The sequence below is a fragment of the Streptomyces sp. V2I9 genome (genome assembly GCF_030817475.1).
In the GTDB taxonomy this organism is placed as follows: Bacteria; Actinomycetota; Actinomycetes; order Streptomycetales; family Streptomycetaceae; genus Streptomyces.
In genome coordinates this window covers 2,657,879-2,672,087 of the sequence record NZ_JAUSZJ010000002.1, presented here as the reverse complement: position 1 = coordinate 2,672,087, position 14,209 = coordinate 2,657,879, and the positions used below count along the sequence as shown (strand labels likewise).

The 14,209-nt window shown below is 65.6% G+C and carries 12 protein-coding genes; 8 read left to right on the top strand and 4 right to left on the bottom strand.

Annotated features, from left to right (window positions below; all coding sequences use genetic code 11):
• Positions 1-5: 5 nt before the first annotated feature.
• Positions 6-1,181 carry a cysteine desulfurase family protein gene (locus QFZ71_RS11630; protein WP_307668177.1) on the bottom strand — a complete coding sequence of 392 codons (1,176 nt, stop codon included), beginning with the start codon at positions 1,179-1,181 and terminating at the stop codon, positions 6-8.
• Between the two features lie 419 nt (positions 1,182-1,600).
• Between QFZ71_RS11630 and QFZ71_RS11625 the strand changes: the two genes are divergently transcribed.
• From QFZ71_RS11625 to QFZ71_RS11605, 5 genes are all read left to right on the top strand, one after another.
• Positions 1,601-3,217 (top strand): DEAD/DEAH box helicase, encoded by a 1,617-nt coding sequence (locus QFZ71_RS11625; protein WP_307668176.1) that lies wholly within the window; start codon positions 1,601-1,603, stop codon positions 3,215-3,217.
• A complete protein-coding gene (locus QFZ71_RS11620; protein WP_234433249.1) occupies positions 3,202-5,085 on the top strand; it encodes an ATP-binding protein in 1,884 nt (627 codons plus the stop codon). The genes QFZ71_RS11625 and QFZ71_RS11620 overlap by 16 nt, the downstream gene beginning before the upstream one ends.
• Positions 5,082-5,999 (top strand): phospholipase D family protein, encoded by a 918-nt coding sequence (locus tag QFZ71_RS11615; protein WP_307668175.1) that lies wholly within the window; start codon positions 5,082-5,084, stop codon positions 5,997-5,999. Before QFZ71_RS11620 ends, QFZ71_RS11615 begins: the two co-directional genes overlap by 4 nt.
• Positions 6,000-6,018: 19 nt before the next feature.
• Positions 6,019-6,354, top strand: coding sequence for a nucleoside triphosphate pyrophosphohydrolase (locus QFZ71_RS11610; protein WP_031082445.1), 336 nt, complete (start codon positions 6,019-6,021; stop codon positions 6,352-6,354).
• 323 nt (positions 6,355-6,677) lie between these two features.
• Entirely contained in the window at positions 6,678-6,953 is a 276-nt protein-coding gene (locus QFZ71_RS11605) for an IS3 family transposase (protein ID WP_307668174.1), read from the top strand.
• 164 nt (positions 6,954-7,117) lie between these two features.
• Here QFZ71_RS11605 and QFZ71_RS11600 read toward each other — a convergent pair whose 3' ends face one another.
• Positions 7,118-7,537, bottom strand: a complete 420-nt coding sequence (locus QFZ71_RS11600) for a hypothetical protein (protein WP_307668173.1) — start codon at positions 7,535-7,537, stop codon at positions 7,118-7,120.
• A 773-nt stretch (positions 7,538-8,310) separates the two neighbouring features.
• Here QFZ71_RS11600 and QFZ71_RS11595 point away from each other — a divergent pair.
• The gene (locus QFZ71_RS11595) at positions 8,311-9,537 is read left to right on the top strand and encodes a DNA cytosine methyltransferase (protein ID WP_307668172.1); all 1,227 of its coding nucleotides are present in this window, start codon (positions 8,311-8,313) and stop codon (positions 9,535-9,537) included.
• A gap of 58 nt (positions 9,538-9,595) precedes the next feature.
• Here the strand turns inward: QFZ71_RS11595 and QFZ71_RS11590 are convergent, their stop codons facing one another.
• Positions 9,596-10,357, bottom strand: coding sequence for a hypothetical protein (locus QFZ71_RS11590; protein WP_307668171.1), 762 nt, complete (start codon positions 10,355-10,357; stop codon positions 9,596-9,598).
• Positions 10,358-10,672: 315 nt separating this feature from the next.
• Between QFZ71_RS11590 and QFZ71_RS11585 the strand changes: the two genes are divergently transcribed.
• Positions 10,673-11,344, top strand: a complete 672-nt coding sequence (locus QFZ71_RS11585) for a hypothetical protein (RefSeq protein ID WP_307668170.1) — start codon at positions 10,673-10,675, stop codon at positions 11,342-11,344.
• Between the two features lie 206 nt (positions 11,345-11,550).
• On the opposite strand, the gene QFZ71_RS11580 is transcribed toward QFZ71_RS11585, so the two are convergent.
• On the bottom strand, positions 11,551-12,426 hold the full coding sequence (locus QFZ71_RS11580) for a pyridoxal-phosphate dependent enzyme (protein ID WP_307668169.1): 876 nt from the start codon (positions 12,424-12,426) through the stop codon (positions 11,551-11,553).
• Between the two features lie 510 nt (positions 12,427-12,936).
• Here QFZ71_RS11580 and QFZ71_RS11575 point away from each other — a divergent pair.
• Positions 12,937-14,154: a S1 family peptidase gene (locus QFZ71_RS11575; RefSeq protein ID WP_307668168.1), complete on the top strand. Its 1,218-nt coding sequence runs from the start codon at positions 12,937-12,939 to the stop codon at positions 14,152-14,154.
• Positions 14,155-14,209 lie beyond the last annotated feature (55 nt).

The window sequence follows — 14,209 nt, the reverse complement described above, 5'->3', positions numbered from 1 at the left end:
TCCGGTCAAGGGCCGGCGGTGGCACTCATGAGCGCTTGGACATGTGTGACGGCCTGCGCTGTGGAGGCCACGGCCCGACGGACCTCTTGTTCCGTTGTGGAATAGCCCAGCGAAAAACGGATCGTGGCATCGGCGTCTTCGCGGCTGAGGCCCATGGCGACAAGAACATGACTTGGGCTTGGAGCGCCCGCAGCGCAGGCGCTGCCGTCGGAGGCGGCCACATCCGGCATGGAAGAAAGTACCGCGTCGGCGGGAGCGCCGGGGAAAGTGATGCTTGTTACGCCGGGTAGCCGGGGCGCTCCGGCGCCGTTGACATAGCTACCAGGAAGACGGGCAAGTAGCTCGCCTTCCAGGAGGTCTCGCAGCTTGGTGCTGCGGGAGGCGTCCTCAAGGAGATATCGGTTGGCGGCCTCGGCGGCAGCCCCCAGGCCGGTGATGCCGGGAACGTTGAGAGTGCCGGCACGCCAGCCACGCTCGTGACCGCCGCCGAAGGTCAGGGGACGCCGTGGCAGCCGGATACCACGCCGGATGAACAGTGCACCGACGCCTTGCGGACCCCCGAATTTGTGCGCGGAGAGCGACATCAGGTCGACGTTGAGCACCCCCAGGTCAAGGGGGAGCTTGCCGACGTACTGTGTCGCGTCCGTGTGAATCAGGGCTCCAGCCGAATGGGCGGCCTCGATCATCGGACTGAGGTCGGTGATCACGCCGGTCTCGTTGTTCGCGAGCATCAGCGAGACGAGGGATACGTCTCGCCCCAGGAACGAGGCTTTGAACGCCTCTGTGTCGAGTTGGCCTTGTCGGTCTACAGGCAAGATGGTGAGGGAGTCTGAGGCGCCGCAAGTGAGAGCTCGTGCGGTCTCCAGCACGGCCGGGTGCTCGACGGCGGAGGTGACGATTACCTGCTGCCCGGTGTGAGCGGCGTGCAAGGCAAGGTTGTTGGCCTCGGTGGCGCCAGAGGTGAAGATGATCTCGCCAGGGGAGCAACCCAGTAGATCTGCGAGGCTTCGGCGTGCTCGGTCGACCCTGCCTGCGGCACTGCGGCCGTGATGGTGGACGCTGGAGGCATTGCCTACGGCGCTGAGCGCTTCGTTCATCGCTGCGAGTGCTGCCGGGCGCATGGGAGCTGTGGCGTTGTAGTCGAGGTACGCCGACCGCGACTCGATCGCATCAGATTCCATGAAATGCCCCCACTCGTCGTGATTCGCTCCTTATGCCGCTCGTCCTGGTGGGCGTTCTCGACCGGTAGCTCAGGTTCCACCAGGAGCGTCCTGCGATCCTAACGAACCTTCGGGGCTAGTGGGACCGGCACGCCGCAGGTAGTGCAGGCACTAGCGCTGCGTGAGCATCTCGCATCGAAGAGTGTTCTCTTTTGTTCGTGAGCTTCTGATCAGGGCGGATGTGCGCCCGGTGAAGCCTGAATCGGCGATCTTCGGCCCGTTGTCAGTGGTGGCCTCTACTGTGGATCGCACGTCGTGACCCGAGTCACGGCGGCAACAAGGATCGGACAGCACGGCGTGGTGGAGAGTCGGCAAGTGCAAGGTGGGGACGCGAGAGGCGCGGAAGCGCCTCGGCTGAGGCGCGAGGGAGCTGAAGCGGGATGAGTTCACCCGGCATCGCATTCGCGCGCGTCCTAGATGCGGCCTCCCTTGATTACGTACGCGGCCTTCTCGGTGAGGAGGCGTGCACGCTCCTTGACCTTCTGAGTGGTGGGGATGCCGACGAGGCAATGCTTCGGTCGGTAGCGGCGGCGGCTGTATCCCCTGAGCAGATTTTGTCCGATGTCGATAAGCGGCAAGAGTTTCTGGATATTTTGCCGGGTGGCAAAACGGATGAGCTTGCAGGAAGGCTGGGGTGGAAGGGGTCTGGTCGAGCTGCGACGTTCCTGCGGAAGTGCGATTGGACGGCGGAACAGCGCAGGACCCTTTTGGGTTTTCTGGGCTTGATTGTCGAACGAGCGCCGAAGGCTCCTCCTGCAGTGCGGGGTACGGCAGAGGCGGGCTACGCGCTCTTCTCGCATCAGCGTCGCGCGGCGGCACGAGCTAGCGAGCGGTTGTACGCGGATGAGCGGCGGGTCGTCCTCCACCTACCGACTGGGGTAGGGAAGACCCGGACGGCGATGAACATGATCAGTGATCATTTGCGATCACACGAACCGACACTCGTTGTGTGGCTGGCGCGCGGGAACGAGCTTCTAGAGCAAGCCGCTTCGGAATTCGAGCGAGCGTGGGCAACCCTCGGGAACAGGGATGTGCACGTGGCCCGGATGTGGGGGGACGCAGCAGCTGATCTGACAGGGGTCACCGACGGGATCGTGGTCCTGGGGCTCGACAAGGCGGTCGCCGCGATCAAGAAGGACCGAGACTTTCTCGACCGCTTGGCACTGAAGACGACCCTGACTGTTTTCGATGAGGCGCATCAGGCCATCGCGCCGACATACAGCAGGGTCACGGATGCACTGACGCTTCGCCGGGACTCAAGCCTGCTGGGACTGACCGCGACTCCTGGTCGGACCTGGGCAAACGTCGAGGAGGACAAGCGGCTGTCTGAGTTCTTCGCTCGACACAAGGTCATGCTGGAAGTCGAGGGGCACGACAACCCGGTTAGCGCCTTGATCGAGGACGGTTACCTGGCTCGTCCTACCTTCCGGACCGTCGCTGCCGACTCCGGCATGAAGTTGAGCAGAAGCGACTGGCACGCGTTGGTGGATGCGTTCGACATCCCCGAGAAGCTGATGTCTCAGCTGTCGATGAGCGCGCAGTGGAACCTGCAAGTCGTACGGACGGTGCTTGAGCTGTCGAAGGAGCACTCGAGGATCTTGCTATTCGCGGCCTCGGTGGAGCACAGCCGACTGTTGGTGTCCACGCTGTCTGCTCTCGGTATCGATGCGGAGCAGGTGACCGCCGACTCTTCTAAGCAGCACAGAGCGAAGGTGATCGCTCGGTTCAAGGGGAAGTCGAACCGCCTCATGGTGCTGTCGAACTTTGGAGTGCTGACGACCGGGTTTGATGCTCCGGCTGCCAGCGCTGCTGTTATCGCACGTCCTACAACCTCTCTGGTGTTGTATAGCCAGATGGTGGGGAGGGTGATCCGCGGGCCGAAGGCCGGCGGCACCTCGACGTGCGAAGTTGTGACCGTAATTGACCCTGATCTTCCGGGGTTTGGCGATGTGGCAGATGCGTTTACCAACTGGGAGGACGTGTGGAGCAGCAGATGATCGATGTCGACAGCTACCCGATTGTCAGCGCGGACATGACGGTCAAGGCGATGCGAGACAGTGGGTACAAATCCACCGCGCACGCCATCGCCGAGCTGATCGACAACGGCATCGAAGCGAAGGCGGACGTCGTTGAACTCTTCACCGTAGAGGCGACTGAGAAGCCCACGGAACGATCGCGCTACCCGATCGCGAAAATCGCGGTGATGGACAACGGCACCGGTATGGATCGGGAGACGCTTCGGAGGTCGCTCCGGTTCGGCGTGGGAAGCCGCCAGGAGCGCAAGGGCATAGGGCGTTTCGGCGTGGGCCTCCCCAACTCCAGCATGTCCCAGTGCACTCGCGTGGACGTGTGGTCGTGGCAGAACGGTCCTGAGAACGCACTCCACACGTACCTCGATCTGCACAGGATCGACGGCACCGACGCGCAGGTTCCGGAGCCGGCGCTGAAAGCAGTTCCGCAGGAGTGGCAGAAGTTGAGCCAAGGGCTCGGGACGTCCGGAACCTTGGTTCTCTGGACCGATCTCGACCGCGTTCAGTGGATCGGCACGGCCACAACGCTGAAGCACACCGAATGGCTCATTGGCCGGATCTATCGCAGGTACATCACGGATGGGCGGTGCCGGATCCGTCTGGTCCCGGTCCGTGGAGGGGAAGAGCTCCCTGGGGCTGCCGACGCTCTGCCTAACGATCCGCTGTACCTGACGCCGAAGTCATCCACCCCTGCACCGTTCGATACAAAGCCGATGTTCAGGCCGATCGGCGCAGGGTCCGTGGGAGAGATCGGCGTCGAAGAGTTCATGGTCAAGGGAGTTGACGGTAAGTCGTATCCGGTCACAGTCCGAGCCTCGATCGCTACGGACGCTGCTCGCCGCTCGGATATCGAGGATGAGCCCTGGCCGGAGGACGTCACTCCGACGCTGGATCCTGGTCGAACTCTCTGGGGCAAGCACGCAGCCCGGAATCTCGGTATCTCGCTCATGCGGGCGGACCGTGAGCTGGACCTGGACAACGGCTGGACCAGCACGTCCGATCCGGTGGAGCGGTGGTGGGGAATCGAGATCGACTTTCCGCCTCAGCTCGACGAAGTCTTCGGCGTGACGAACAACAAGCAGTCAGCCACGAAGTTCACGGCCCTCTCGCACTTCAACTGGGAGGAGGAAGGAGAAGGGCTCACCCAGCTGGAGTTCAAGGAGCTGCTGAAGGAGGAGGGGGACGGCCGTGTACCGCTGATGGAGATCGTCTTCCACGTGCGGGACAAGCTTCTCAAGCTGCTGAGGGACGAGCTGAAGCAGCAGACTCGAGGTACGCGGAAGGCGCGTAGCCGCCATGAGTCGGCTGAGAAGCAGGCCGAGCAGGCTGTAAGGCGCAGGCGTGAGGAAGCCAGCCCCAGCGAGACGGACTTGCTGGAGGATCAGAAGACGGCCGAAGAGAGTCGGCAGGAACAGATCGACGACTTGGTCAAGGAGCATGAGTACACGCCTCTTGACGCAGAACGGATGGTCGCCGAGACCATGGCGCAGAACCGCCATGTCCGGCTGATCACCAGCCGTTCCCCTGATTCACCTGCGTTCTTCAACATCAAGTACTACGGCGGCGTGCTTCAGGTTTCGTTGAACATGGACCACCCGGTCTACGACGACCTGGTGGCAGTTCTGGACGATGAGTATCAGGACTCCAGCCCGAGCGAGCTCAAGGACAGACTGGAGCGGGCTTCGAGCGCCTTCAAGTTGCTGCTGTTCTCCTGGGCGCGCTTCGAGGATGAGACGACGCAGCCGCGCACGAAGGAGCGCATCAAGAGCTTCCGGCAGGACTGGGGTCGCATGGCCAGGGAGTTCTTTACGGTCGACGAAGAGGACGATGAGTGAGATCGGATTACGTCTGGGGGCAGCTTCACGAGCTGTTGAGCTCGGCGAGCGAACGTGTCGTGCTGGTGGCGCCCTTCATCAAGAAGGAAGTGTTCGCTGCGGCTGTTGCTGCCCTCGGTGATCGAGATGTCGAACTGCTCTGCGTGACCCGCTGGGCAGTCATGGAGATTGCGGCCGGTGTCTCCGATCCGGAGATCGCGGAGGTCGCAGAGCGGGACCCTCGTGTCTCCATCGTGCTCTGCCACGACCTCCATGCGAAGGTGTACGTGGCGGATGATCGCTGCCTCGTGGGGTCGGCCAACCTGACGGGGCGGGCGACCGGGCGGAGGATTCCGAAGAACCTCGAAGTGCTCGTCGAGGTACCCGCCGATCATCCGGAGGTGAGGTTGGTCCTTGACCAGGTTCAGCGGACAGCCGTGCCGGCAGATGCAGAGATGGGGCGGCGCCTTCGAGAGCAGGCGAACCTCCTCGCTAACGATGAGGACCGGCCGGATCTTGTGGTCGTCGTGGACGAGGTGGATTCGACCCCCACACGGTGGCGTCCGGAAACGCGCATGCCGGCTCGCCTCTCCAGGGTCTATCGCGGGCTGAAGTGCGATTTCCCGCATGAGATTCTTGCTGGCGTTGTACGGGACCTGGCGCATCTGGACATCTCGCCCGGCTTGGACGAGACAGCCTTTTCCTCGGCTGTACGGACCCGTCTCTACGAGCTCGCCGAAGTCGCCGCGCTCGCGAGGACGGGGAGCCTCAACCAGGTGGACCTTCAGCGGTCGATCATGGAGGCGGATGGCTGCGAGGAGGAGGTCGCGCAGCGCGCGGCTGAGAACATTGCTGAGTGGCTCAAGTACTTCGACGAGGTCAGGATCGTCCAGACCGGGCCCTGGGAGCTGATGCAGGGGCGGGAGATTCGATGATCTTGAAAGGGTGTTCCTGATGAGGGCGGGCGGGAAGCTCGTACGGGACCGGATCCCGGAGATCATCCGCAGGAACGGCGAAGAGCCGGTTTCGTACGTCGCCGATGCGTCGGAGTATCGGCAACGGCTGCGTGACAAGCTGAGCGAGGAGACTGACGAGTTCCTTCAGGCAGACGGCGAGATCGCCAAGGAAGAGCTCGCCGATGTACTTGAAGTAGTTCAAGCGCTTGCGCGCAATCTAGGCATGACTCTGGACGATCTGGAACGCCTTCGCGCGAGCAAGGCCGCCGAGCGGGGTGGTTTCGAGAACCGCATCATCTGGATGAACAAGGTGGGCGGTGAGGGTCGCGAGTAGCTGAGCTTGGCCTCTCTACCAAGGGTTGGGGGTGCCTGTGAGGCGGATGAGCCACCGACGGGAAGCGCGGCGACCACGCAAGTAGACGATCTCCGCCTCTGGGGCGAGGCGTGAGATCGCCGCTTCGTGGCGTGCCGCGGCCGAGTCGTGGCGGAGGCGCCGGATGAGTGCACGGTGCGGATGAAGGGCGCGGTGCGGCTTCAGGATGACGACTATGTCGCAGGCTGACAGGTGACTGTCGGTAGGTGGTGGTGATCGGTTTCGCGTACCTAGGGTGCCACGGGCGGGACCTGGCTGGTGCGCTCGGTGCGGCGGCGGAGGCAGTGCTGACCGAGCAGATCCGCAGTATTTACATCGAGACCAAGGGCGCCTACGGCGTTCCTTGGATCACGCGTGAGCTGCGGGAATCCAGTCCGGTGGTGAACCACAAGCGGTTGGCGAGGCTGATGCGGGCCGCCGGGATCACCGGCCGCCACCTGCGGAAAGGCAAGCGCACCACCGTCCAGTACGCACGGGCGCCGAAGGCCCCGGGCCTGGTGGGCCGGGACTTCACCGAGCCGAGAACGGATGTCCGCTGGTTCGGAAACATCACGTACTAGCCGGTCAGGAACGACTGGTTGTACCTGGCCACGGTCATCGAAATGCATTCAAGGCGCGTGGTCGGCTGGTCGATGGCCGAGCACATGCGGGGCAAGTCACTGTCACCTGAAGGTGCAGCAGACCCGATGACATGTTAGTCCAAAGTGATCGTTCCGTCTGGAAGTCAGCCGTCAAGGTAGCCGTCGGTGAGGACCTTCACGGTCTCGACCTCGGGGTGGTCCAGCCAGAGGTCGAGGGTGGCTCGGGGAGTCCAGAAGATGTTCCTGCCCGAGATTTCATCAGCTGACCCCGCAGCGACTCGGACGATGTGAAAGCGCTCCTCCCTCCGCAAGGTGGCGCGTTCGGGGGCGGAAGCCCAGCGGTGGCCAGTGACTGTGCCGATTCTCATCGGACGCACGGGGAAGAGGTCGCGACAGAGTCGGTATGCGGTGTCTGTGTAGTTGGCGCCCAGCAGAGCCGGGCGCTGAGGGAGAGTCCACTTCGGGTGACCGGCCTCTGGGGGCAGCAGGGCGATGCGGTGAGTGAGGTCGATCGCGATGACCTTCGCGATGCGGTGCAATCGTGGAGCTGGCAGGTATCCCATGTTCGAAGGCTTTCTTGTGGCTAATCAAATAGCCAACTTGGTGCGGCGTGCGGGTGATGCGTTTGTTGTGGACATGGCGATTCGGGAAGTGGTCATGCGGTTCGCGGGAAAGAGGGTGTGAAGACCTGGCATCGCCGCAGGTCAGACCTACTCGTGAACACCCCACAACCGACAGTTTCTGAGCTAGCTCAGAAGCGTTGACGAGATCCCGTCCGATCGAAAGATCGGGCGGGATCTTCGTCGTTTCAGGGATCGTTCGATGCCCGCTCGGGGTGTTCGGTGCCCGCTCGGGATGGGAGAGGGCGGCGTATTGGGGCCGGCGGGCTGGTGGGCGGGTTCCAGGCCGATGCCGGCGGATGCCGCCCTTGTCGCGGATGGCGTCCGGGTGCGCGATCGCCCGCGAGCGTGTGGCGATGCCTTCCGCGCCGGGGCGGGCGGGAGCTGGAGTGGAGGGGGCCGTAATCCCCCGCGCCGGTGCAGCTTCAGGCCGGAGTCATTCCAAGACTTGTGGACGCCCGGTCGTCCCGGTTGCCCCGCCGGAGCATCCGTTCCCAGCAGCAGCACCACGTAGACTCCGCTGATGCTCTGTCGCCGGCTGCCACTGGCGCGTCCTGCTCCTCCGGCCACGACCGGGGACGGATGAGAGGACAGCGCGCGCCGCGAAGTCAGTGGCTCCCGCCACCATGGGTGCTGACGGGGATCCTCATCGAGCGTTGAGGAGTTCGTTAGGATCAGTCGGCGACTGCTGCGGTCGCCGAGGAAAGGACAGCTGGATGCAACGATGGACGTTTGCCGACCTTTTCAGCGGCGCCGGCGGAATGAGCTATGGGTTTCATGCACATGGCGACTTTGAGCTGGTCGGGGCCGTCGATGCCCAGCTGGGTAAGCCCAGCAGCGGCAGGGGGACGCTGGAGTGCAATGACACTTACGCGGCCAACATGCACATTCAGCCGTTCGAAGAAGACATTGCTGAACTTTCCGGATCGCGGCTACGGTCCCTTCTGGACGTGAGGCTTCAGGGGCGAGAGCTCGACGTACTCAGCGCTTGCCCCCCCTGCACAGGTTTGTCCCGAGCCAACCCGAAGAATCATATCGAAGACGATGCACGGAATTCGCTGATCGCGAAGACCGCGGAGTTTGTCGCAGAAATGATGCCTTCCATCGTGGTGATGGAGAATGCGCGGGAAATGCTTCAGGGGAACTTCCGGCATCACTTCGAGCAGCTCCGCGCAGACTTGAAGGACATGCGCTACAGCGTTCACGCAGGTACGCACATGCTCACGAGGTTCGGACTGCCGCAGCAGCGTGAGCGGGCTCTGGTCATCGCCGTTCGTGAGGACAAGCAGCTCCACACCCTTGAGGAGCTGTGGGGTGATTCAACCGTGAAGCCGGAAGCCATCGCCGTACGGCGGGCGATCAGTCATCTGCCTCGGGCGGCGGCGGGCGAACGGCATCCAGCCGATCCCATGCACCTCTCGCCTTCCATCGGTACGGACGTCACGCTCAGACGGCTCAAGGCCACCCCCCGCGACGGCGGATCGTGGATCGATATGCGAGAACACCCGGATGCCGACATCGTTCTGACGCCGGCCATGAAAAGGACGATCGACGCCGGAAAATTCGGTTCCTATCCCGACATCTACGGGCGTTTGTGGTGGGACAGGCCCTCGCCCACGATCAAGCGGGAGTGCTCACACTTCGGGAACGGAAGGTACACGCATCCCGAACAGGACCGGCTGTGCACCGTGCGCGAGCTCGGCCTTCTGTCGGGCTTTCCGGAGAACTACATCTTCAAGGCGCGTTCGGTCTCCAACATGTACCGCCACATCGGCGACGCGGTGCCCCCGCTCATCTCGTACCAGTTGGCACACGTGGCCGAGTGGGTCCTGACAGGCAGGCAGCCCGAGCTGGAAAGCGTCGTGCTGCCCGGAACGAGCCTGCGAGCCGATGACATCGTGTCCTCGGACCAGCCGGTCCCCGTGGGGTTCGCCGCAGCGTGATGCCGGCGCGGCGGAGCACCGTTCCGCGGGACGGTGCCGCCGCGCGATGCGCCTTCGGCTATTCCTCGTCCTCGGGAATGGTGGGCACCGTCCAACTCGCGTGGGACCAGCAGCGCTTGACCGGGAGCCGACTCAGAGTGACCTTTTCCACGCTCCCGTCGAGAACCAACTTGAAGGCGAGGCCACTGGCGTCCCGGACGAGCGCAGAGCTGCCTCCGTTTTTCGTTCGCGCCGTGAAGTCGCCTTCCGTGAGGTCGGCCGCGCGCATCAAGAGTTCTTTCGGTATCTCCACGAGTTCGTAGTGCACACGCTCGGGCCCCACCGAAAAGGCGCGCAGCGTGGCGATCCTGTCGTACTCGTCCAGGTGTGCAAGGAACCGTGGCACACATTCACGAGCAAAATCGCCGGGTGTCTCGCAATCGCGGATCCAGCGAGCCTCGGAAAACTTCGAGACCACAATGGACGCCTTGCTTATGCCTGCTGATGCCTCGGTCTTCAGTGACCAGCGCACCCCGCCGACTACGGCATCAGCGCCTTGGAAGGTCTGCGATCTTGTTTTGTGAGCCGAGAGGCCCGCGTAGCGGGCCGCAGCGATGAAGGCATATTCGAACGAGGCCTTCTTGAACTTCTCCTCCGATGTTGCGTGATGAATCTTCAGGCGGTTCAAAAAGTAATCACTGAATGCGCCGCCGGCCAGATCGGAATCAGGATGGACTCGAACCTCGCACGGCTGCTGCAAAGCCTGGGCCATCTCCTCCAGCATCTCCAGCTGGGCACTGTCCAAGAATTGCGCTTGTGCCACCAAACGCTCCAGTGTCACTTTGAATACCTCCCGTAGCATCAATGGGGGTCATGTGATCATCCGGACTGGAATGCTGTCAACCAGCGTCGATCATTCCTGCTGGTTCGTCGGTTTCTTCTTCTTCGGCGGGCCGTTTCGGTTGTTCCGGCAGTGCGATGGTCCGCACTGTCGCGCCGGCTGGGCATCTGCGGGGTCGTCGACCGGGACGGGCATGGGTCCGGGCGACCATGCGAGCAGGTCGAGGGTGATCCGGGCCACCTCCTGTTGTGGTGATCGCGTCATATCCCGGGTCCCCGCTGAGACCCTCGGACCTTTCCCGGAGAGGAGCGCGACGTGATCTCGCACACCGGCGCCCTCTTCTTCGACGGGCCGCTCAGGCGTGTGGTCGAAGCGGCCTTGCGCGTCCGGGAGTCACGGGGCGTGCTCGACCTGGACGACGAGCTCGGGCGTTTCGTCCGTACCGCGCGGGTCCCCGGCCCGTCGGACTGGCTGCTTCCCGTCGTGTCCGTCGCGGCCCTGCTCGATCACACGGCCGACCTGCTCCGTTCGGAGAACGCGGCATTCTTCCCGCGTGCGTTCACCGAGCGGCTGGACGAGGCGCGTGGCGGCATTCCGGGAGACGAGTACCTGCGCACGCCGGCCCGTTCCCTCAGGGCCGTAGAGCAGGAGCCGGACGCCGGATTCGCCGCTCTTCCGCCGGCGCGCTGGGAAGCAGCAGCCCGTTTTCCGGAGCTTTCCGGATTCGGCGCCACCTGGGTCTACGACGGCGAGCACTCCTCACCGGCCGATGCGGTCGCCGCCTACATCGAGGCGGAGCACCCCTTCTGCAGCGAGACGTTCTTCCGGCCGGCAGCCGAGGCCCAAGCGGTGCTCGTGATGTTTCCGGAGCCCGCGGCGCTGTCCGCCCAGGTGACCCGTTGGATTCCCCGGGTTTCGCACGACGCGCTGCGCGAGGTCGTCCGGAGCATCGACGGCCATATGCGGACCGGGCATTCCGGTTCCTGACCTGCGCGCGTCCACAGGTTTCGTCGCTCGACCGTCAGGCCGCTCGACCGACCGCCCCGCGCCGGGGACCGGGACGCCCCGGGCGGCGATCCGGGGCCGGTCGCCCGGCTCGCGGGTGAGCTGCGCGTGCCTTTCGGGCGGGGCGCTGCCCCTTCCAGGCCGAGTGCCGCCCCCACCGCCCGCCCGCTGTCGGCGATTCCCTGTGGTCACCCCCTCGCCGTGATCAGGGCCACGATGCCGCCGCCGTCGCCGCGTTGCCGGAGTGCGGTCGCGCCGACCAGGGCCGCGGCGGAGGAGAGTTCGACCAGGTGGCCGTGGGAGGCGGCCTTCGCCCGGGCGGCGGTGAGGGTGTCGTCGTCGACGACCAGGACGTCGCCGCCGCTGTGACGGGCCGCTCGTACGGCGGCCGTCGCCCGGGGGGCGCTGATCGACAGGGCCGCCACCGTGTCGGGGTACGGGCTCGGCTCGGGCTGCTCGCCGCCGTTCCGGATCGCCTCCTGGAGGCTGGGGAAGCGCACCACCGCGAGCATCCGAGGGGTCCGGGAAGTCCAGCCGAGCCGCCGGAGCTCGTCGAAGCCCGCCACCAGTGCGCAGAGGGCGTCCCCGCGGGAGACCGGCACGGTGATCCAGTCGGGTACGGACCAGTCCCGCTGCTCGGCGATCTCGTAGGCGAGGGAGCGGTAGGAGCGTACGCCGACGGGCTGGCTGCTCACGGGCGGGACGCCGTAGTTGCTGACGGGGAACCAGCCCTGGTCGCGGACCCCGCGTTCCAGTTCCGTCCACCGCGCGTGCCAGGTGGCGGTGAGGCGGACCTCGGCTCCCAGCGATCGCAGCGAACGTTCCAGCGCGTTCGTCCTTGATCCGGACGTCCGGTAGGTGCCGCAGAGGGACCAGCGGGGTGCCGCCCTCGCCCAGCGAGACCGGGTCCGGGAGGGGAGGGAGGAGAGCGCGCCACCTCTACATCGAGGTGTCGCCCGGCAGCGGGGCGGGGCGCCGCCGAGTGCCGCCCCCGTCTTCCCGGTGCACCTCGACGGCCATGTGGACGCCCCGGACCCGGCAGCGGGGGCACGGCCGGATCTCATGGGTCACCTCGCCCTCCCATCGGCGACTCGGGCATCGCAGGCTTCAGACGTCATGCCGGTCGGTCACGTTCGATCGTCCCTTCGGCGGTCGGCGGTCGGCGGTCGGCGGTCGGCGGTCGGCTCGGCGGTCGGTGCTCTGCGGTGCGGCGGTGCTCTGTGGTGCGGCGGTGCGGTGTTCGGCGGTGTCGCGTGGGTCGCCCGGACGGGCCGTGCGGCGGTGCGGCCGTGGTCGACGCCGTGCCCGTCGGCGGGTGGCCGCGCAGGTCCGGCGGGGTGCCGGGCGGTGAACGGCCGGTGTCTTCTCTACAGTTCTCGGCCAGTTCTGTAGAAAAGAGCCCCACCGCCACTTCTTGTCGCGGCAGTTCCGGCTACGCCAGAGTTCGAGGCGCGGCGACAGGAACATGTCATCGCCGCCGGGCAGTGTCCCCGGAGCACCTCGCGCCTCCCCAAGCGCGGTGTGGCCACCCCCCCCATTGTCTGGACGCTCGCCCGCGTAGCGGAAGGATTCGCGTGAAGCACGGAAAGAAGAACGCGCGCAGATACATCGTGGCCGCCTCCATCGGCGCCCTTCTGTCGGCCGGAGTCGCCACAGGGGCCTACGCCGGTACGACAGGAGAGCCCTCGGCCCCCGCGGCGGCGGCCTACCACCCGGAGATGATCGAGGCGCTCGCCACGACCCTCGGCGTCAGCGAGAAGGCCGCCGTGCGGCGGCTGGACCGCGAAGCCCGGCAGCAGGACCGCTTCGCCGAGCTGCGGAAGGACCGGGTCGACACGCTCGGGGCCTTCTTCGCCGAGGACGGTTCGCTGGTCGTCAACGCCGCCGACGTCGCAGCGGCGAAGGAGGTCCGGGCCGCCGGTCTCCGGGCGCGGGTCCCCGAGCGGGGCGAGGGCGAACTCGGCCGCATCAAGGCCGAGCTCGACGCCAAGGCGCTCGAAAGCGCCCCGGCAGGAGTCTCCGCCTGGTCCGTCGACCTCGCGTCGGACACCGTGACCGTCGAGGTCAACGGCGCGTCGGACGCGGCCACCCGCAGCTTCCTCAAGGCCGCGAAGAGCAACGGCGACGCCGTGCGCGTCGTGGAGGGCCAGGAGAAGCTGGAGACCCAGGCCGTCGTTCCGCCCGGCAGCCGGATGACCTTCAACGGCTACCTGTGCTCCGTCGGTTACGGCGCCAAGGACCGCAACGGCAGGCAGGTGCTCGTGACCGCCGGGCACTGCATCGAGGACCTGCCGGTGCTGGCGTACAACGGCACCCGGTTCGCCCGGGGCACGCACACCCGGTTCGCGCTGGGCACCCGCAGCGTGGACATGGGCATCGCGGCCGTCGACGCCGGCCACGCGATCGGCCTCGACATCACCACGTACGGCAAGGCCGGCACCGTCCCGGTCAGGGGCAGCAAGCGGGCCCCCTCCGGCGCGGCGCTCTGCAAGTCCGGCCAGACCACCGGCTGGACCTGCGGCAAGGTCGGTTCGTACAACGTCAGCGTCACCTACACCGACCAGAACGGCGGTCCGGACACCGTCGTGACCGGTCTGGCCAGCTCCAGCGTCTGCACCCAGGGCGGGGACAGCGGCGGCGCGTACGTCTCCGGCTACCAGGCCCAGGGCATGACGTCCGGCGGCCCGTCCGGCCAGCGCTGCAACGGCCAGGTCAACTCGCCCGGCTCGTCCTACTTCCAGCCGCTGGACGACGCCCTCGCGTACTACGGGCTGACGCTCAACACCAAGTAGCCCGCGCCGGGAACGGAACGGACATCGGGAACGGAACGGAACAGCACGGTCCCAG

Excerpts from the sequence above, each read along its gene's own strand:
- QFZ71_RS11630 (WP_307668177.1), bottom strand. The coding sequence starts at position 1,181 with ATGGAATCTGATGCGATCGAGTCGCGGTCGGCGTACCTCGACTACAAC.
- QFZ71_RS11600 (WP_307668173.1), bottom strand. The coding sequence starts at position 7,537 with ATGGGATACCTGCCAGCTCCACGATTGCACCGCATCGCGAAGGTCATC.
- QFZ71_RS11595 (WP_307668172.1), top strand. The coding sequence starts at position 8,311 with ATGCAACGATGGACGTTTGCCGACCTTTTCAGCGGCGCCGGCGGAATG.
- QFZ71_RS11625 (WP_307668176.1), top strand. The coding sequence starts at position 1,601 with ATGAGTTCACCCGGCATCGCATTCGCGCGCGTCCTAGATGCGGCCTCC.
- QFZ71_RS11610 (WP_031082445.1), top strand. The coding sequence starts at position 6,019 with ATGAGGGCGGGCGGGAAGCTCGTACGGGACCGGATCCCGGAGATCATC.
- QFZ71_RS11580 (WP_307668169.1), bottom strand. The coding sequence starts at position 12,426 with ATGAGATCCGGCCGTGCCCCCGCTGCCGGGTCCGGGGCGTCCACATGG.